This window comes from Shewanella spartinae, from assembly GCF_019457555.1.
GTDB lineage: Bacteria > Pseudomonadota > Gammaproteobacteria > Enterobacterales > Shewanellaceae > Shewanella > Shewanella loihica.
This window is the reverse complement of sequence record NZ_CP080418.1, coordinates 3,381,151-3,400,592: the sequence shown is the minus strand read 5'-3', so window position 1 is coordinate 3,400,592 and position 19,442 is coordinate 3,381,151. Positions and strand designations below refer to the sequence as shown.

General features: G+C 52.1%; 16 protein-coding genes and 2 tRNA genes. 17 read left to right on the top strand and 1 reads right to left on the bottom strand.

Annotated features, from left to right (window positions below; genetic code table 11):
* Positions 1-154 precede the first annotated feature (154 nt).
* The 12 genes from folP to rpsO all read left to right on the top strand — a co-directional run bounded on the left by folP (position 155) and on the right by rpsO (position 10,721).
* Positions 155-940: a dihydropteroate synthase gene (gene folP / locus K0I31_RS14760; protein ID WP_220080870.1), complete on the top strand. Its 786-nt coding sequence runs from the start codon at positions 155-157 to the stop codon at positions 938-940.
* Positions 941-1,020: 80 nt separating this feature from the next.
* Entirely contained in the window at positions 1,021-2,352 is a 1,332-nt protein-coding gene (gene glmM / locus K0I31_RS14755) for a phosphoglucosamine mutase (protein ID WP_220078866.1), read from the top strand.
* 168 nt (positions 2,353-2,520) lie between these two features.
* Positions 2,521-3,303 (top strand): triose-phosphate isomerase, encoded by a 783-nt coding sequence (tpiA, locus tag K0I31_RS14750; protein WP_011866628.1) that lies wholly within the window; start codon positions 2,521-2,523, stop codon positions 3,301-3,303.
* A 1-nt stretch (position 3,304) separates the two neighbouring features.
* Positions 3,305-3,649 (top strand): preprotein translocase subunit SecG, encoded by a 345-nt coding sequence (gene secG, locus K0I31_RS14745; protein ID WP_011866627.1) that lies wholly within the window; start codon positions 3,305-3,307, stop codon positions 3,647-3,649.
* A gap of 122 nt (positions 3,650-3,771) precedes the next feature.
* A tRNA-Leu gene (locus tag K0I31_RS14740) sits at positions 3,772-3,857 on the top strand.
* Positions 3,858-3,960: 103 nt separating this feature from the next.
* Positions 3,961-4,037, top strand: a tRNA-Met gene (locus tag K0I31_RS14735).
* Between the two features lie 159 nt (positions 4,038-4,196).
* On the top strand, positions 4,197-4,652 hold the full coding sequence (gene rimP / locus K0I31_RS14730; protein ID WP_041407366.1) for a ribosome maturation factor RimP: 456 nt from the start codon (positions 4,197-4,199) through the stop codon (positions 4,650-4,652).
* A gap of 27 nt (positions 4,653-4,679) precedes the next feature.
* Complete coding sequence (gene nusA, locus K0I31_RS14725; protein ID WP_011866625.1) at positions 4,680-6,179, top strand: transcription termination factor NusA; 1,500 nt, start codon at positions 4,680-4,682, stop codon at positions 6,177-6,179.
* Positions 6,180-6,205: 26 nt separating this feature from the next.
* Positions 6,206-8,863, top strand: coding sequence for a translation initiation factor IF-2 (gene infB, locus K0I31_RS14720; protein WP_220043077.1), 2,658 nt, complete (start codon positions 6,206-6,208; stop codon positions 8,861-8,863).
* 123 nt (positions 8,864-8,986) lie between these two features.
* Complete coding sequence (gene rbfA / locus K0I31_RS14715) at positions 8,987-9,409, top strand: 30S ribosome-binding factor RbfA (RefSeq protein WP_220043076.1); 423 nt, start codon at positions 8,987-8,989, stop codon at positions 9,407-9,409.
* Entirely contained in the window at positions 9,409-10,356 is a 948-nt protein-coding gene (truB, locus tag K0I31_RS14710) for a tRNA pseudouridine(55) synthase TruB (RefSeq protein WP_144203810.1), read from the top strand. Before rbfA ends, truB begins: the two co-directional genes overlap by 1 nt.
* A gap of 95 nt (positions 10,357-10,451) precedes the next feature.
* Entirely contained in the window at positions 10,452-10,721 is a 270-nt protein-coding gene (gene rpsO, locus K0I31_RS14705; protein WP_011866621.1) for a 30S ribosomal protein S15, read from the top strand.
* Positions 10,722-10,841: 120 nt separating this feature from the next.
* Here rpsO and K0I31_RS14700 read toward each other — a convergent pair whose 3' ends face one another.
* Complete coding sequence (locus K0I31_RS14700; protein ID WP_220078865.1) at positions 10,842-12,875, bottom strand: putative bifunctional diguanylate cyclase/phosphodiesterase; 2,034 nt, start codon at positions 12,873-12,875, stop codon at positions 10,842-10,844.
* 195 nt (positions 12,876-13,070) lie between these two features.
* On the opposite strand from K0I31_RS14700, the gene pnp reads away from it, so the two are divergent.
* The 5 genes from pnp (at position 13,071) to K0I31_RS14675 (ending at position 19,335) form a co-directional block, all read left to right on the top strand.
* Entirely contained in the window at positions 13,071-15,173 is a 2,103-nt protein-coding gene (gene pnp, locus K0I31_RS14695; protein ID WP_011866619.1) for a polyribonucleotide nucleotidyltransferase, read from the top strand.
* A gap of 137 nt (positions 15,174-15,310) precedes the next feature.
* Entirely contained in the window at positions 15,311-16,201 is an 891-nt protein-coding gene (nlpI, locus tag K0I31_RS14690; RefSeq protein ID WP_011866618.1) for a lipoprotein NlpI, read from the top strand.
* 195 nt (positions 16,202-16,396) lie between these two features.
* The gene (prfC, locus tag K0I31_RS14685) at positions 16,397-17,977 is read left to right on the top strand and encodes a peptide chain release factor 3 (protein WP_220060172.1); all 1,581 of its coding nucleotides are present in this window, start codon (positions 16,397-16,399) and stop codon (positions 17,975-17,977) included.
* Positions 17,978-18,233: 256 nt separating this feature from the next.
* The gene (locus tag K0I31_RS14680) at positions 18,234-18,521 is read left to right on the top strand and encodes a DUF5363 family protein (protein WP_220080914.1); all 288 of its coding nucleotides are present in this window, start codon (positions 18,234-18,236) and stop codon (positions 18,519-18,521) included.
* A complete protein-coding gene (locus K0I31_RS14675; protein WP_258406512.1) occupies positions 18,505-19,335 on the top strand; it encodes a TatD family hydrolase in 831 nt (276 codons plus the stop codon). The genes K0I31_RS14680 and K0I31_RS14675 overlap by 17 nt, the downstream gene beginning before the upstream one ends.
* Positions 19,336-19,442 lie beyond the last annotated feature (107 nt).

Below are 19,442 nucleotides of genomic sequence, written 5' to 3'. Positions count from 1 at the left end.
TTATCTTTGCGATAGATTAACTGCATTATCTCAGGAAACCCCTTAACGGGGTTTTCTTGTTTACGTCATCAGTGTGATCGAGGAGCCTATCTTGCAGCAAGGGTTTCAACTTGTCTGTGGTGACAAACGCCTGGACCTTTCCCAGCCCAGAGTGATGGGAATACTTAACGTGACGCCGGATTCCTTCTCAGACGGTGGTCGCTTCGCCAATCTTGAGCCGGCCTGTCGCCATGCCGACACCCTAGTCAATGAAGGCGCTAGCATAATAGATATCGGTGGTGAGTCGACTCGCCCCGGTGCGGCCGAGGTCAGCGTGCAACATGAGCTGGACAGGGTGATCCCTCTGGTGGAATATGTCAGTGCCAATCATGATGTGTGGATCTCGGTCGATACCAGCAAGCCAGAGGTGATGAGTGCGGCGGTTGCCGCCGGCGCCCATCTTATCAACGATGTGCGCGCCCTGCAGGAGCCTGGTGCCCTAGCCGTGGCCGCCAAGCTGAATGTGCCCGTCTGTTTGATGCATATGCAGGGGCAGCCGAGAACCATGCAAGATGCGCCCATATACCAAGATATCATAGGAGATATCAGCGCCTTCTTTGAGGAACGTATCGAGGCCTGTCTGCGGGCGGGAATCGCCAGAGACAATCTGCTGCTGGACCCAGGTTTTGGCTTTGGCAAGACGCTGTCACATAACTATGAATTGTTAAACCGTCAGGCTGAGCTTAAGGCTTTCGGTCTGCCGCTGCTTATCGGCCTGTCTCGCAAGAGCATGATAGGCAACCTGCTTAACGTGCCGCCAAGCGAGCGTCTGGTGGGCAGCCTGAGCGCAGCGCTCTTGAGTATTCAGCAAGGCGCACATATTATTCGTGTCCATGACGTAAAACCGACTATGGATATGATCAAGGTCATGCAGGCTTACGCCAATTATCAGGCATTATAGATTGATGCGCGGCGCTAAGAGCGGCGACGCCAATTGGATTAAATAGGAAAGACCCTGGGATGGGGCAGAGGTAATAACAAGTGAGAAAATTCTTCGGAACCGATGGTATCAGAGGCAAGGTGGGCGCGGGTAAGATGACCCCGGAATTGGCGCTCAAACTTGGCTGGGCGGCGGGGCGCGTGTTGTCCCGCGCCGGCACTAAGAAGGTGATCATAGGTAAGGACACGCGTATTTCAGGCTATCTGTTCGAGTCTGCGATGGAAGCCGGCCTGTCGGCCGCTGGTTTGAATGTGATGTTGATGGGGCCTATGCCGACACCGGCCGTGGCCTATCTGACCCGTACCTTCAGGGCGGAAGCCGGTGTGGTAATCAGTGCATCTCACAATCCCTACTATGATAACGGCATCAAGTTCTTCTCTACCGATGGTAGCAAGCTCGATGACGAGGTCGAGTTGGAGATCGAGCGTGAGCTTGAAAAGCCGCTGGAGTGTGTCGAGTCGCATCTGCTGGGTAAGGTGTCCCGTATCGAAGACGCCGCCGGTCGTTATATCGAATACTGTAAGGGGAATTTCCCTGCCGAGCATACCCTCAACGGTCTAAAGATAGTGGTCGACTGTGCCCACGGGGCAACCTATCACATAGCGCCGAGTGTATTTCGCGAGCTTGGCGCCGAGGTGATCACCATAGGTGACAAGCCAGATGGCATCAACATCAACCATGAGGTGGGCGCTACCTCTATGGGTAAGATCCGCGAGACAGTGATCGCCGAGAAGGCAGACCTGGGTATCGCACTGGACGGCGACGGTGATCGCATCATGATGGTGAATCGTCATGGTAAGGTGATCGACGGCGATGAGATCCTCTATATCCTGGCTTGTGATGCTCAGGACCGCGGCGTGCTAAAGGGCGGTGTGGTCGGTACCCTGATGTCTAACCTGGGGCTGGACTTGGCACTCAAGGCCCGTAATATTCCCTTTGCCCGCTCTAAGGTGGGCGACCGCTATGTGATGGAGCTGCTCAAAGAGAAAGATTGGCGCATTGGCGGCGAGAACTCAGGCCATATCCTGAACTTGGATCATGGCACCACGGGTGATGGTATCGTTGCCGGTATTCTGGTGCTGGCGGCCATGTGTCGTAAGCAGGCGACTCTTGAGGAGCTGACCGAAGGGATCAAGATGCTTCCCCAGGTATTGGTGAATGTCAGATTCGAAGGTACTCACAATCCGTTAGAGGCCGACAGCGTGTTGAGCGCTCAGGCGGAAGTGGAAGCCAAACTTGGCGAACGTGGCCGCGTGCTACTGCGTAAGTCGGGCACAGAGCCGCTGATCCGTGTCATGGTCGAAGGCGATGTCGCCAGCGATGTAAAAGCCCACGCAAACTATATTGCCGAGGCCATCAAGGCGCTAGTTTAAGGCCCTTGTACAGGATTTAGCCTCGCCAGGTTAAATCCTGTGCTATTTATCCCGCGCGAGGATAAAAAGTAATCGCTTCGACACTTTATCGCAAAAATTCGAGATTTAGGTATTGTAACTTAACAAGTGGTTCGCTATTATTCAGCCCGCTTTCAGAAGGAGACAGTGATGGCACTAAGACGCCCAATGGTCGCTGGTAACTGGAAAATGAACGGTACTGCGCAACTAGCGCAAGAGTTGTTTACCAAGTTTGCTACCAAGCTTCAAAATGATTCTGCGGAAGTGGTTTTGTGTCCACCAAGTATTTTTCTTGAAAGTGTTCGTCAGCAACTCGATGCTAACAAAGAAGCCTTAAATGGCTGCTTAGTTAGAATGGGTGCCCAAAACCTGAGTCAGCATGACTTCGGTGCCTATACGGGCGAAGTATCTGGGCAGATGCTGAAAGATTCTGGATGTCGCTATGTGATTATCGGTCACTCCGAGCGTCGTAGAATGTACGGCGAAACAAGCGACATCGTGGCGGAAAAATTTGCCGCCGCACAGAAGCATGGTTTGACCCCTATCTTATGTGTAGGTGAGTCGGGTCCAGCACGTGAAGCAAGACGCACCTTCGAGGTGATTGCCGAAGAGCTGGATGTGGTCATCGAGAAGAATGGCACCATGGCTTTTGATAATGCGATTATCGCCTATGAGCCGCTTTGGGCTGTAGGGACAGGTAAGAGCGCTACGCCAGAGCAGGCGCAGGAAGTACACGCGTTTATTCGCAAGCGTCTCTCTGAAGTGTCTCCGTATATCGGAGAGAATATCAGGATTTTGTACGGTGGTAGCGTAACGCCGAGTAATGCAGCAGATCTATTTGCTCAACCTGATGTAGATGGTGGACTGATAGGCGGTGCTAGCTTAAACTCTACCGAGTTTTTAAGTTTATGTTCGATAGCGATGAGCGCATAATATGTACGAAGTTCTAATGGTTATTTACTTGTTGGTTGCGTTGGGCCTGATTGGCTTGATCCTCATCCAGCAAGGTAAGGGAGCTGACATGGGGGCCTCTTTCGGCGCCGGTGCATCAGCCACTCTGTTCGGTTCTTCTGGTTCGGGTAACTTTTTAACTCGTTCCACAGCGATACTGGCAATTGCCTTCTTTGCCCTGAGTCTGACGATCGGCAACTTGAGCGCAAACCACGCTAAAACAGAAGAATCTTGGAAAGATTTAGGTGCCGATGCGGCAGCCGTAACTGAGCAAGTTACCGATGCAGCAAAAGACGCACAAAAGTCAGAAGATAAGATCCCTGACTAATCGCTCGAAAGAGCATAGCGCGACTTAGATTAGACCCTGGTTTTATTTAGGTAGCGCGACTGGAAAAGATGAGTCTCCTCAAACTCATAAAAATTCTTAACCAGTCGAAGTAACGATCACATGCGGATGTGGTGGAATTGGTAGACACGCCATCTTGAGGGGGTGGTGAGCCTAGCTCGTGAGGGTTCAAGTCCCTCCATCCGCACCAAATTTGGATTGAGCCTAGCTTGGTCTGAATCGATAAAGTGGCAGAGGTTTCTGCCTTTATCATTGCAAATATTGTTCACAATCAATATAATTGCAGCAGTTGACGCGGGGTGGAGCAGTTTGGTAGCTCGTCGGGCTCATAACCCGAAGGTCGTCGGTTCAAATCCGGCCCCCGCAACCAGCTTCCCAGTGATGAAGCAGCGCTTCATTTCTGTTACAGGTTCTGAATGATATGACCTCGTGATTACGGGGTTTTTTGTTATCTGGACTTTTGAAATATCGTCATTTGATGATGTCGTACTGGGGCTTTATGCCCTTTTTTGTTTTTCGGGGGGTAACCTTGGCAACTTTAGAAAGTAAGCTGGAACAGATGCTTATCGCACCAGTTGAAGCATTGGGCCATAGTCTGTGGGGATTGGAATATGTACAGGCAGGCAAGCATTCAGTGCTGCGTGTATATATAGATAATGAAAACGGCATCTTTATCGATGATTGTGCCGATGTCAGTCGCCAGATCAGTGCCGTGCTTGATGTCGAGGACCCGATTTCGACCGAATATACACTAGAAGTTTCCTCACCGGGTGTCGATAGACCATTATTTACTGCAGAGCAGTATGCGCGATACCTAGGTGAAACCGTAAAGGTACAACTGACTATGCCTGTCGCTGGTAGTCGTAATTTAAAAGGGACCGTCGCGGGCGTTGAGGGGCAGATGCTGACCCTTACCGTAGATGGCAACGAACTGATTATTGCCTTGGATAATATCCGCAAGGGCAACTTAATCGCTAAGTTTTGATGGATTCGAGCTGAACGAGGCAAGAGAATGAACAAAGAGATTCTGCTAGTCGCTGAGGCGGTTTCAAATGAGAAGGCCGTGCCACGCGAAAAGATTTTTGAAGCGTTGGAGATTGCGTTAGCGACGGCTACCAAGAAAAAATATGAAGGCGATATCGAAGTTCGTGTCGCTATCGATCGTAAGACAGGCGAGTACGAAACTTTCCGTCGTTGGATGGTGGTTGAGGACGAAGGTCAGGCGCTGGAAAATCCTTTCCGCGAGATCACCCTGGAAGCGGCCCGTTACGAAAACCCAGAGATTCAAGTGGGCGAGTATATCGAAGATGAGATCGAGTCAGTCGTCTTCGACCGTATCACCACTCAAACCGCTAAGCAGGTAATCGTACAGAAGGTACGTGAAGCCGAGCGCGCTCAGATCGTCGACCAGTTCCTGGAAAAAGAAGGCGAGCTGATCACGGGTGTGGTGAAGAAGAGCAACCGCGAGAGCGTCGTTGTGGATCTGGGTAACAACGCCGACGCCGTGCTGTTCAAAGAAGATCTTATCTCACGTGAGAGCTTCCGTCCTGGCGACCGCGTTCGTGCGTTGCTTTATGCCGTACGTCCAGAGGCGCGTGGTGCACAGCTGTTCCTGACCCGTACCAAGCCAGACATGCTGATCGAGCTGTTCCGCGTAGAAGTACCGGAAATTGCCGACGAGATGATTGAGATCATGGGTGCCGCTCGTGACCCAGGTTCTCGCGCTAAGATTGCGGTCAAGTCTAATGACCGTCGCATCGATCCTATCGGTGCTTGTGTGGGCATGCGCGGAGCGCGTGTTCAGGCCGTGTCTAATGAGTTAGGCGGCGAGCGCGTTGATATCGTGCTTTGGGATGATAACCCAGCGCAATTTGTGATCAATGCGATGGCGCCGGCCGATGTGGCTTCTATCATAGTCGACGAAGATAACCATTCTATGGATATCGCCGTTGAAGCCGACTCATTGGCGCAAGCTATTGGCCGTAACGGTCAAAACGTACGTTTGGCGACTCAGTTATCGGGCTGGGAACTAAACGTGATGACAGTGGAAGATATGCAGGCTAAGCATCAGGCGGAAAGCGCCAAGATCGTTAACCTGTTCGTCTCCGCACTGGATGTCGATGAAGATTTTGCTCAAGTACTGGCAGATGAAGGTTTCACCTCACTTGAAGAAGTTGCCTACGTACCTGAGTCAGAGTTGCTGGAAATCGACGGCTTCGACGAGGAGATCGTTGAGGCACTCAGAGAACGCGCCAAGGCTGCGATCTCTACACGGGCTTTGGCATCCGAGGAAGCACTTGACGGTGCTGAGCCAAGCGAAGATTTACTTGCCCTAGAAGGTTTAGAGCGTCACTTGGCGTATGTGTTGGCAAGTAAAGGCGTGATTACGCTTGAAGATTTAGCCGAACAAGGCATTGATGATTTGATCGAGATTGAAGAATTAACAGAAGAAAAGGCTGGTGAGCTCATTATGGCGGCCCGCAACATCTGTTGGTTTGGCGAAGAAGCTTAAGTCGATCAACAGAGGGGAGTTTACAGATGGCAGATACCACAGTAGCAAAACTGGCCGAAGAAGTAGGGAAGAGTGCTGATCGCTTAGTTGAGCAGTTTTCTGAGGCCGGTATTAAGAAGAGTAAGACCGACACAGTTTCAGAAGATGAAAAGCAGAAGTTGCTTGAGTTTTTGAAGAAGCAACACGGTGGCGATTCCGCGCCAACCAAGATGACTCTGCAGCGCAAGTCTATCTCGACACTGAGCGTGTCGGGTAGCGGCGGCCAGTCGAAAGATATCAAGGTAGAAGTGCGTAAGAAGCGTACCTTCGTCAAGCGTGATGTAGCGGCTGAAGCCGAGGCAGAAGCTAAGGCCAAGGCTGAAGCCGAAGCCAAGGCTGCTGCGGAAGCAGAAGCTAAGGCCAAGGCAGACGCGGAAGCCAAAGCCAAGGCTGAGGCGGAAGCCGCGGCAAAAGCTAAGGCTAAGGCCGAGGCAGAAGCTAAGGCGAAGAAGGCTGCCGAAGGTAAGCCTGCTGCTGAAGAAACAGCAGAAGAGAAAGCCGCCAAGGTGGAAGAAGCTCGCCTGCTAGCGGCTAAAGAAGCTGCCGCTAAGGCTAAGGCTGACGAAGAAGCTAAGGCTGCTGCCGAAGAAGCACGTCGTCTTGCCGAAGAGAACGAGAAGCGTTGGGCGGAAGAAGAGCGTCAGCGTAAAGAATCTGAAAACAGTGCCGATCACCATGTGACCACATCGAGTGAAGCGCGCGCCGCCGAAGATTCGGCGGACAGAGACGCCGAGCGACGTGGTCGCCGTGCACGTAAGCCTGCCGGTGGCAAGAAAGAGCCTATCGGCAAGAAGCGTGGCGGTAAAGAAGTTCGCGGTGGTCGGAACAACCGCAATCAGCGCAACGCGCCTGAGGCGATGGACCATGGCTTTAACAAGCCTGCAGCGGCCGTTACCCGTGACGTGACCATCGGCGAAACCGTAACGGTTGCCGAGCTGGCACAGAAGATGGCGGTTAAGGCGACCGAGATCATCAAGCAGATGATGAAGATGGGCTCTATGGTTACCATCAACCAGGTACTGGATCAGGAAACTGCGCAGCTGGTTGCCGAGGAGATGGGCCACAAGGTGGTTCTGACTCGTGAAAACGAGCTTGAGCATCAAGTACTCGCCGACCGTGATGGTAACGTTAAGGTTGAGCCACGTGCGCCGGTTGTGACCATCATGGGTCACGTTGACCATGGTAAGACATCGCTACTCGACTATATTCGTCGCGCTAAGGTAGCTTCTGGTGAGGCGGGTGGTATTACCCAGCATATCGGTGCATACCACGTTGAAACCGACAATGGCATGATCACCTTCCTGGATACCCCAGGTCACGCCGCGTTTACCGCGATGCGTGCACGTGGTGCCAAGGCGACCGACATCGTGGTGCTAGTAGTAGCCGCCGATGACGGCGTGATGCCACAGACCATCGAAGCGATTCAGCACGCTAAGGCGGGCGGTGTACCGCTTATCGTTGCGGTGAACAAGATTGATAAGCCAGAAGCGGATCCTGATCGCGTTAAGTCTGAACTGTCTCAACATGGCGTGATGTCAGAAGATTGGGGCGGAAACAACATGTTTGTTCACGTGTCTGCGAAATCTGGTGAAGGTATCGACGAGCTGCTGGAAGGCATCTTGCTTGAAGCCGAAGTACTTGAACTGAAAGCGGTACGCGAAGGCATGGCAGCTGGCGTTGTGGTTGAGTCTAAGCTAGACAAGGGCCGCGGCCCTGTAGCGACTATCCTGGTACAAGAAGGTACCCTGAAGCAGGGCGATATCGTTCTTTGTGGCCTGGAGTACGGTAAAGTCCGAGCGATGAAGGATGAGAACGGTAAGTCGATCACCGAAGCCGGTCCATCGATTCCTGTTGAGATCTTAGGTCTTTCTGGTGTGCCATCTGCCGGTGACGAAGCTACCGTTGTTCGTGACGAGCGTAAGGCGCGTGAAGTGGCTCTTTACCGTCAAGGTAAGTTCCGTGACGTCAAACTGGCCCGTCAGCAGAAGTCTAAGCTTGAGAACATGTTTGCTAACATGACCGAAGGCGAAGTCCAAGAGCTGAACATCGTCCTTAAGGCCGACGTACAAGGCTCGCTGGAAGCGATTTCTGACTCGCTCAACAAGCTGTCTACCGACGAGGTGAAGGTTAACATCATCGCCAGCGGTGTAGGTGGATTGACCGAGACAGATGCGACCCTGGCGGCTGCGTCAAACGCTATCATGGTTGGTTTCAACGTTCGTGCCGATGCACAGGCCCGTAAGACGATTGAAAGCGAGAGCGTTGACCTACGTTACTACAGCGTTATCTATCATCTGATCGATGAAGTTAAGGCGGCGATGGGCGGCATGTTGGCACCTGAGTTCAAGCAAGAGATCATCGGTCTTGCCGAAGTGCGTGACGTGTTCAAGTCGCCTAAGATTGGTGCTATCGCAGGTTGTATGGTTACCGAAGGTACCATCAAGCGTAGCGCGCCAATCCGTGTACTACGTGACAACGTGGTGATCTTCGAAGGTGAGCTAGAATCACTGCGTCGCTTCAAGGATGACGTTAACGAAGTTCGTAACGGTATGGAGTGTGGTATCGGCGTGAAGAACTATAATGACGTCAAAGTTGGCGATCAGATTGAGGTCTTCGAAACGGTCGAAATCGCTCGAACCTTATAATACCAAGGGGCGGCGTAAGCCGCCCTTTTTGTTCAGGCATGACCCAGCGTCAAGAGGCGACCCAAATAACAGCGGTTGCAGCTTTACCGAGCCGGTCACCTGTTTTTGAGATGGCAAAATATTATGGCAAGAGAATTTAGTCGTACTCGTCGCATCGCTCAGCAGCTGCAACAGGAGCTGGCTCAGGTGCTGCAACGGGACATCAAAGATCCGCGTATCGGTATGGTGACGGTTAACGACGTCGATGTATCTCGCGATCTGAACTACGCCAAGGTCTATGTCACCTTCTTCGAGGAAGACAAGGCGGTTGTAGAAGAAAAGCTGGCGGCGCTGGAAGCGGCCGCGGGTTATGTTCGCTCTCTGGTGGCGGGTCGTATGAAGCTTAGGGTCATGCCCGAAATCCGCTTCATCTACGATGCGTCGCTGATCGAGGGGATGCGCATGTCTAACCTGGTGAGTCAGGTGATCACCAAAGATAAGGCTAAGGCGGCTGAACACGGTCGTGACGACGAAGAGTTGGACGACACCGAGCAGGACGATAAATAATGGCGCGTAAACCTAGAGGTCGCTTGGTCGACGGCATAGTGCTGCTGGACAAAGACACGGGAATGAGCTCCAACTTCGCCTTACAGAGAGTAAAGCGAATCTACAACGCCGCCAAGGCGGGACATACCGGCGCGCTGGACCCTCTAGCGACCGGCATGCTACCGATCTGCCTGGGGGAGGCCACCAAGTTTTCGCAGCATCTGCTCGATGCCGATAAACGTTACCTGGTGACCGCCAAGCTAGGTGTGCGCACAGACACCAGCGACTCAGACGGTGAGGTGGTGCAGACGCGCCCGATTAACTTCACCGAGCAGCAGCTCGAAGAGGCGCTGGAGCATTTTCGTGGTGAGACCATGCAGGTCCCCTCTATGTACTCGGCGCTCAAGTATCAGGGCCAGCCCCTGTACAAGTACGCCAGAGAAGGCAAAGAGGTGCCGCGCGAGGCGCGTCCTATCAAGGTCTTCGAACTCAACTTTATTAAGCTTGAGGGTGACGAGCTGACCCTGGACATCCACTGCTCCAAGGGGACCTATATCCGCACCATTACCGATGATCTCGGTGAGATGCTGGGCTGTGGTGCTCATGTCATCATGCTGCGCCGCACAGGCGTTGCCGGTTATCCTTACGATAAGATGGTGACACTGGAGCAGCTTGAGGCCTTGCTTGCCAAGGCGCAGGAAGAGGAGCGTCCGCCTAAGGAGCTGCTGGATCCTTTGTTGCTGCCCATGGATACCGCGGTGAGCGGCCTCAAAGAGATCAACGTCTCCGATGAGCTGGCCCACTATCTGATGAACGGTAATCCGGTTCAGGTGGCTAATTTGCCCGTCGATGAGTTGGTGCGTATCACCCTAGGTGAAGCGAAACAGTTTGTCGGTATCGGCCAGATGAACGACGATGGCTTGCTGGCGCCTAAGCGCCTGGTGGTATTGCACGACGAGCAGGCTTGAGGCTTGCTTAATGGCGCTAAAATCGGTACTATAGCGCGCTCTCTTTGGCTGAGTTAGTGATCGGCTGAAGTTTCTATCTATTTTTGGAGAAAGAAATGTCACTAAGTAAAGAAGTAAAAGCACAAATCCTGGCTGATTTCGGTCGTGGTGAAAATGACACTGGTTCTACTGAAGTTCAGGTTGCTCTGCTAACTGCACAGATCAACCACCTACAAGGTCACTTCAAAGAGCACATCCATGATCATCACTCACGTCGTGGTTTGCTTCGCATGGTTAACTCTCGTCGTAAGCTTCTAGCTTACCTGAAGCGCACTGAAAACGAGCGCTATCAAGAGCTTATCAAGAAGTTAGGTCTACGTCGCTAATCTATCGATTAGTGCTGTAGTGAAAAAAGGAGGCTAAGCCTCCTTTTTTTATGCCTGATTTTCGGTGATGGCTTTAGCTAATCGCACTGGCTAATCGCTTTGGTGACATTGAAGCGGCGATTAAATCTGGCTGATGCTGGCGGTGTTGGGGACTATATAGCGGTTCTCGAATTCGCTGATATCCAGCGGCTGACTGTAGTAGAAGCCCTGGCCTATCTCACAATCCATCTGCTTTAGCCAGTTGAGCTGCTGCTCATTCTCAATCCCTTCGGCCACGATATGTAGGTTGAGCTGCTTGCCGAGCATCAAGATAGTCGAGGCGATGGCGCTCTCGTTAGGCAGATCCGTCACGAAGCAGCGATCGATCTTCATGGTGGTGATCGGCAGATGACGCAGGTAGGAGAGCGAGGAGTAGCCGGTACCGAAGTCATCGACGGCGATACCAAATCCAGCCCCCTTGAGCTGCTCCAGTTTATGGATGGCGAGCTCGATATCATTCATCAGTGAGGTCTCGGTGATCTCCACCTCTAAAAGACTCGGGTCTATCTGGTATCTCAGCGCCAGCTGCTTAATGTCCGGCACCAGGCTGGCATCGGCAAACTGCTGCGAGGCGACGTTGACCGCGATGGGGATGGCGTAGTTGTAGCGCTTACGCCAATGTTTCAGGGTGCGGCAGGCCTCTTCGATCACCCAGCGTCCCAGCGGGATGATGATGCCCGTCTCTTCGGCCACAGGGATGAAAGACATGGGGCTGATGAGCCTGCCATCTTTCTTCCAGCGAATCAGCGCCTCACAGGCGATCACCTTGCCGGTCTTGATATTAAACTTGGGCTGAAAATGCAGCAGGAATTCGTTGTTCTTCAGGGCGTCGTGCAGGGAGGCCTCGGTTCTCAGACGCACCGCGGCCCGTTCTGTCATCTGCTGCTTGAAGAAGGCCCACTGATTAGAGCCGGCCGCCTTGGCGCTGTACATGGCGATATCGGCGTGGCGAATCAGATCTTCGGCGCTCAGGCCATCGTCGGGGTAGATGGAGATCCCCACCGACGCGGCGGGATGTATGGTGTGCTCGTTCAGCTGCAGTGGCACGTTGAGCTGCATCAGTAGCTTGTCGACAAAGTCGGCGGCCTGATCCGGCGTTCTGGCATCTTCGGCCAGGATGACAAACTCATCGCCGCCGAGACGCGCCACTGTGCCGCGATCGCCGACTACCCGCTCCAGCACCCTGGCGATACGGGCCAGGAACTGATCACCAAGGGCATGGCCCAGAGAGTCGTTGACGTTCTTGAAACGGTCGAGGTCGATAAACAGCATGGTAAATTGATGCTTATGCACCCTGGCGCGCTGAATCGATACCGCTATGGTCTCCAGCAGCAGGGTGCGGTTAGGCAGTCCGGTGAGAGGATCCCGGGTTGCCATGCGGCGAAGCTTGCTCTGGGTCTGGCCAAACTGAATTAAGATTTGATTAAATTTTGATGTCACCAGGCCCAGTTCGTCATCTTGGTGGGCGGTTGATGTGGGCAGCAGGTTTTCGTCTGGCAGCTCAGGGTCAATCTTATCAATCGCCTCACTGATCTGCGCGATCGGCTTGGTGAGGAAGCGGTGGAAGATGATGGACAGTGCCATGGTGACCAAGAGCGCCCGGGCCAGGGTGGCCAGGAAGCTAAAGCGTAACTGAGAGAAGAGGGAGTCGGTCAGCTCCTGGGTGTTATAGAAGATGGTCAGGGTGCCGATGATCTGCTGCTTCTCCGTGCCTTCGAAGAAAGAGGGGCGGTAGAGGGTGCGGCTTATCTGTTTCAGGTCGCCAAACAGCTTTTCACTGAGCTTGCGCACCAGCGGATTGTCGGTGAAGGGGTTGTTCATGGAGACAAACATGCTGCCATCGTCGAGCTCGATCACCGCCTCGCCCACATGCTCGACCTTGAGTACCCCTTCGAGGGTCTGAGTCGCCAGATTGTCATCCAGTGCCCAGACGGCGTTGGCGGCGGGTTGTTCGATGGAATCGAGCAGCTCTTCCTGGGCGACCATGAGTTGTTGACGGGCCGAGACGCCGACTAAGGCGACTTCGACGATAAAGATGGCAACGGCAAAAAATAACGCTGAAAACACGACCAGTGTCGTCTGTTTCCATGTTAAGGATTTAAACCGAGCGCTCATTTGCCACCCCTTGTTCCTAGTGACCAATCACATTCTATTTTCAGAAAAAGCAGCGATAGACAGAAATTTATCTTTATCTAACCACTTTAGAGAAAAGATTCAGCTTTGTCATCTACATGTGCTCTTTATCTATTGATTAGACTTGCAGTATACTTAGCCGCGAAATTAAGGTTATTAAATTAAGGAAAGGTTCACGTGAATCCAATCGTAAAGAGTTTTGAATATGGTCAGCACACAGTCACGCTAGAGACTGGGGTTATTGCACGTCAAGCAGACGCAGCTGTTTTGGCAAGTATGGGCGATACAACAGTATTGGTTACTGTTGTTGGCAAGAAAGCTGAAGAGCCAGGTCGTGACTTTTTCCCGTTAACCGTTAATTACCAGGAAAAAACTTACGCTGCGGGTAAAATCCCTGGTGGATTCTTCAAGCGTGAAGGTCGTCCATCTGAAGGCGAGACCCTCACTGCACGTCTGATTGACCGTCCTATTCGTCCTCTATTCCCTAATGGTTTTAAGAACGAAGTTCAGGTGATCATCACTGTTGTTTCTGTTGATCCAGAAATCAGCCCAGAAGTGATCTCTATGATCGGTACTTCTGCGGCACTGTCTATCTCAGGCATTCCATTCAACGGTCCACTGGGTTCTGCTCGCGTGGGTTATGTCGATGGCGAGTACATCCTCAACCCAACGGTTTCACAGCTAGAAAACAGCCAACTGGAACTTTCTGTTGCCGGTACTGAAAATGCAGTACTTATGGTTGAGTCTGAAGCCGATGCGCTGCCAGAAGAAGTGATGCTTGGCGCCGTGGTTTACGGTCATGAGCAACAGCAAGTTGTTATCCAGGCGATCAAAGAGCTAAAGGCCGAAGTTAATAAGCCAATGTGGGACTGGACTGCTCCAGTACAAAACGAAGAGCTGGTTGCTAAGGTTAAAGATTTGGCCGAAGCAGGTCTAACCGAAGCGTACCAGATTGTGGTTAAGCAAGATCGTTATGCTCAGGTTGATGTCGTTAAAACGGCGGCTAAAGAAGCATTACTGGCTGAAAACCCAGATGCCGATGCACGCGAAATTGACGGCCTACTTGGTAGCCTAGAGAAGAAAGTGGTTCGTAGCCGCATCATCGCGGGTAACCCACGTATCGACGGTCGTGAGCCAGACATGGTTCGTGCCCTGAGCGTGATGGCGGGCGTACTGCCACGTACTCACGGTAGTGCTCTGTTCACCCGTGGTGAGACTCAGGCGCTGGTGACTTGTACCTTAGGTACTGAGCGTGACGCACAGAAGATCGACAGCATCATGGGCGAGCAAACCAGCCGCTTCATGCTGCACTACAACTTCCCTCCATACTCAGTGGGTGAAACCGGTATGGTTGGCTCGCCTAAGCGTCGTGAAATCGGTCACGGTAAGCTGGCATGGCGTGGTATCCACGCGGTAATGCCTACCGCTGAAGAGTTCCCATACAGCATCCGCGTAGTATCTGAGATCACCGAATCTAACGGTTCAAGCTCAATGGCGTCTGTGTGTGGTACTTCACTGGCTCTGATGGATGCCGGTGTGCCAATCAAGACTTCAGTTGCTGGTATCGCTATGGGTCTGGTTAAAGAAGGCGACGATTTCGTTGTACTTTCTGACATTCTGGGCGACGAAGACCACTTGGGTGACATGGACTTCAAAGTGGCTGGTACCCGTGACGGTGTTACCGCGCTGCAGATGGATATCAAGATCGAAGGTATCACCAAAGAGATCATGCAGATCGCTCTGCAACAAGCCTACGGTGCTCGTGTACACATCCTGAATGTGATGGACCAGGCTATCTCTGGCCACCGCGCCGAGATCTCAGATCACGCGCCGCGTATCACCACACTGAAGATCAACCCTGAGAAGATCCGTGACGTGATCGGTAAAGGCGGTGCGACTATCCGTGCGCTGACCGAAGAGACTGGCACTACTATCGAGCTGGAAGATGACGGTACGGTTAAGATTGCCTCTGCCAACGGCGATGCGACCAAAGAAGCTATCCGTCGTATCCAGGAGATCACTGCCGAAGTTGAAGTGGGCACTGTCTACAACGGTAAGGTTGTTCGTATCGTTGACTTCGGTGCCTTCGTGACTATCCTGCCGGGTAAAGACGGTCTGGTACACATCTCGCAAATCGCCGAGGAGCGTGTTGCCAACGTTTCTGACTACTTGGAAGTGGGTCAGGAAGTGAAGGTTAAGGTGATGGAAGTCGATCGCCAAGGCCGCGTACGTCTGTCGATGAAAGAAGCTCAGCCGAAAGAAGAAGCGGCAAGCGAATAATCGATAGCGAAAGCGAGTGAAATTTGAAAGGAGACCATTAGGTCTCCTTTTTTATTGGTTTTTTCTCATAGAAGATAGCCGTCACTATTTGGTATTGCTATGATTGAGGCTATTGCAGCGCTGAAAAGGTTAAATGGATGACTCATAAATTACGCTCGGTCTCGTTAGCGGTGATGACCAGCCTAAGTTTGTTACTGACAGGATGTGTATCGACTCAACCGGCGGCGACGGCGGAGCAGGGCAAGCTGATGGTTGCCCCGGTTATGCCTGACTATAAGCTCGAGGTGACCCTCGCCAGATTAAACGATATCTTGGCCTCGGCCGAGTTGACCCCAGAGCAGCGTGCACGTTTTCATTATGACCGCGGAGTGATCTACGACAGCGTCGGGCTGCGCATTCTGAGTCGCATCGATTTTCATCAGTCGTTGAAGCTGCAACCTAATCTTGCCGATGCCTATAACTTTATCGGCATCTACTACACCCAGGAAGGGGAGTTTGAGAGCGCCTACGAGGCCTTCGACGCCGTGCTAGAGCTGTCACCCGATTATGACTATGCCTACCTTAATCGCGGAATCGCCCTCTATTATGGGCAGCGCGATGAGCTGGCCGTGGCCGACATGCAGTCTTTCTATCAGGCCAATGAGCAAGATGGCTACCGTGCGCTTTGGCTCTATATCACCGAATCGAAACTCGATGGCGAGCAGGCGATGCAGCATCTCGCCGCCAACAGAGCAAAACTGGATGACTCTCAATGGTCGACCACGCTGGTAGACTTCTATCTGGGTAAGGAGAGCCGCGAGCAGGTGTTTGAGGTGGCCAAGCAGGGGCTGAGCCACCCCAACGAGTATGCCGAGCGCCTGTGCGAAGCCTACTTTTATATCGCCAAGATCGCCGAGAAGCAGGGCAATTACAGTGACGCCGCGAACTACTTCCGCCTGGCCTTGGCGACCAACATCTATGATTTTGTGGAGCACAGGTATGCAAGGGTCGAGCTGGCGAAGATAAACGAGCTGATTGCTCAGCCCTAGTGCCTGGTTTAGGTTCGCCAAGCCGAACGATTCAGCAACTCAGCAACCTATCACTCTATAAGGCTCGCCATTCTCGGCGGGCCTTTTTACTTAGGTTAGATGCCCGCCTCAGTTCCGCCGCGCTAAACTAGCCATAGGTGCAGCTTGGCGCTATAATTGCCCGCTTTTAACACTCCATCAAATTCGCAGGTAATCATGTCAGGCTATACAGTTGAAGTCGACAAGCGTCGTACTTTCGCCATCATCTCGCACCCGGATGCGGGTAAAACCACCATCACCGAGAAGGTCTTGTTGTTCGGACAGGCGTTGCAGAAGGCGGGCACGGTAAAGGGTAAGAAGTCGGGACAGCATGCCAAGTCTGACTGGATGGAGATGGAAAAGGATCGTGGTATCTCGATTACCACCTCTGTGATGCAATTCCCTTACCGCGAGGCCTTGGTGAACCTGCTGGATACTCCAGGTCACGAAGACTTCTCGGAAGATACCTATCGTACGCTGACGGCGGTTGATTCTTGCCTTATGGTGATCGACTCGGCAAAGGGTGTTGAGCAACGCACCATCAAGTTGATGGAAGTCACTCGTCTGCGTGATACGCCGATCGTGACCTTCATGAACAAACTTGACCGCGATATTCGTGATCCTATCGAGTTGATGGACGAGGTAGAGAATGTACTGAACATCGCCTGTGCGCCAATTACCTGGCCTATCGGTGCTGGTAAAGAGTTCAAAGGCGTGTACCACCTGCTGCGTGATGAGGTGATCCTCTATCAGAACGGCATGGGTCATACCATCCAGGATTCTCGCGTCATCAAGGGCTTGGATAATCCTGAGCTGGATGAGGCTATCGGCAGCTACGCACAAGACCTGCGCGATGAGATGGAGCTGGTGCTGGGTGCCTCTCATGAGTTTGATCTTGAGGCCTTCCTTAAGGGTGAGCTGACGCCGGTATTCTTCGGTACCGCGCTGGGTAACTTCGGTGTCGACCATATTCTCGACGGTATCGTCGAGTGGGCGCCGCGTCCTCAGCCGCGCGAGTCGGATCAGCGTAACGTCGAGCCCGATGAGCCTAAGTTCAGTGGCTTCGTGTTTAAGATCCAGGCAAACATGGATCCTAAGCATAGGGACCGCGTCGCCTTTATGCGTGTCTGTTCAGGCCGCTATGAGCAAGGTATGAAGATGCATCACGTGCGTATCGGTAAAGATGTGAACGTCAGCGATGCGCTTACCTTTATGGCAGGCGATCGTAACCGCGCCGAGGCGGCCTATCCTGGTGACATCATAGGTCTGCATAACCATGGCACCATACGTATCGGCGATACCTTCACCCAAGGCGAGAAGCTACGTTTCACCGGTGTGCCTAACTTCGCACCTGAGATGTTCCGTCGTATCAGGCTGAAAGATCCACTAAAGCAGAAACAACTGCTCAAGGGACTGGTACAGCTGTCAGAAGAAGGTGCGGTGCAGGTGTTCCGTCCGCTCGACTCTAACGACCTGATTGTAGGCGCCGTGGGTGTACTGCAGTTTGAAGTGGTTGTGCAGCGTCTCAAGAGCGAATACAAGGTCGAGGCTATCTACGAGGCGATCAGCGTGGCAACGGCGCGCTGGGTCTACAGTAAAGATGCCAAGAAGCTGGAAGAGTTTAAGCGTAAGTGCAGCAACAACCTGGCACTCGATGGTGGCGATAACCTTACCTATGTGGCGCCGACCATGGTGAACCTGAATCTGTCGATGGAGCGTTATCCTGACATAGAGTTCGCCAAGACCCGCGAAAACTAATCAAACGAAAAAGCAGCCTAGGCTGCTTTTTTTATGCACATTTTTTGAGCCCTTCAGTATAGTAATACCAATCGTAGTAAATAACTGGTCATTCTAGCTTGTTAAAACGTCCGATAACGGCGTTATTATTTTTGATTGTAGAACAACAACTCATCGAAAAATTCTGCCTTGTTCTCGAACGTTTTTCCTTGGCTATTTCTGATCACTCACTTACCGTGATTGGTATAAAGGTGAGCCATAGAAGTGAGGAGTTAAGATGATAGTCAAATGGTGGCGGGCCTACATCGCCTGGTGCGACCGTATGGGCCTCACGCCCGAGAATCAACGCTGCTGCGCGCCCAAGCTGAGCGATCCCTATTTAGATAAACCAGAGCTAGGTAAACCAGAGCTAGGTAAGCCCGAGTTAGATAAACCAGAGCTGAAGGACTCAAATTTAAGCTCAAGCTCCCAAGAGGTTCAAGAGCCTCTGCAAGCCCTTCAAGAATCTAAAGAATCTCAAGTATCTCAAAATCTTAAGGTCAAAGTCGATGATGCCAGTCGCTGATATTCGAGACGGTGACCCTGTCGATAAAAGCCTTAGGGTGATCGACAGTCATGTGCATCTGGATTTCGACGAATTTGATGCTGCGCGTGAGCTGCTTGTCGAGAGACTCAAGGCCAATGGCCTTAAAGGTGCGGTGATCCCAGGGGTGAGTGTCAGTCAATGGCCTAAGCTGCAGGCGGTCGCTAGCCGCTACGGATTTCACTACAGTCTCGGGGTGCATCCCTGGTATTGCACGGCAGATTGGCGGCAAGATATTGAAAACTTGTCTAAACTGCTTGATGAGCGAGGCGGTGATCCTAAGCTGGTAGCCATCGGCGAGTGTGGGTTAGATGCCTTGCATAAAGGTTCCTGGGTGGCTCAGCTTCCCTGTTTCGAGGCGCAACTGCAGTTGGCCCAGCAATACGATTTGCCGGTGATTTTGCATAGCGTCAAGGCCCATAACGAGGTGCTGGCGTTACTCAAACGTTACCCACTAACAAGAGGAGGTGTGATACATGGCTTTTATGGCTCGATGCAGCTGGCTCAGCGATATGTGGATGCGGGGTATTACCTAGGTATTGGGCATCTGTTGCTGGAGGAAAAAGCGAAAAAATTGCAAGAAACTCTTGTCAAGTTACCGTTAGAACATCTGGTGATCGAGACTGATTTAGCCCTGGTTTCCCAGGTGAAAAAGTCGGACTTTGCCGATAAAACCGGCGGATCCAGCTTAATTTTGCATTTGCTAATTGAGAAAATCGCTAAATTGCAAAAAAAATCTAACGTTCTGGTATCAGAACAAGTGTTCCTAAATACACTGCAACTCTTTGACCTCTAGTTTATTTTTGAAAAAACAGATGTTAATCGCACCAAGTTTTTTTTGTAACACCTTGAAATAAAACTTCAAAAACTTGATCAAAACGACGATTTTAACCATTCGGTCGG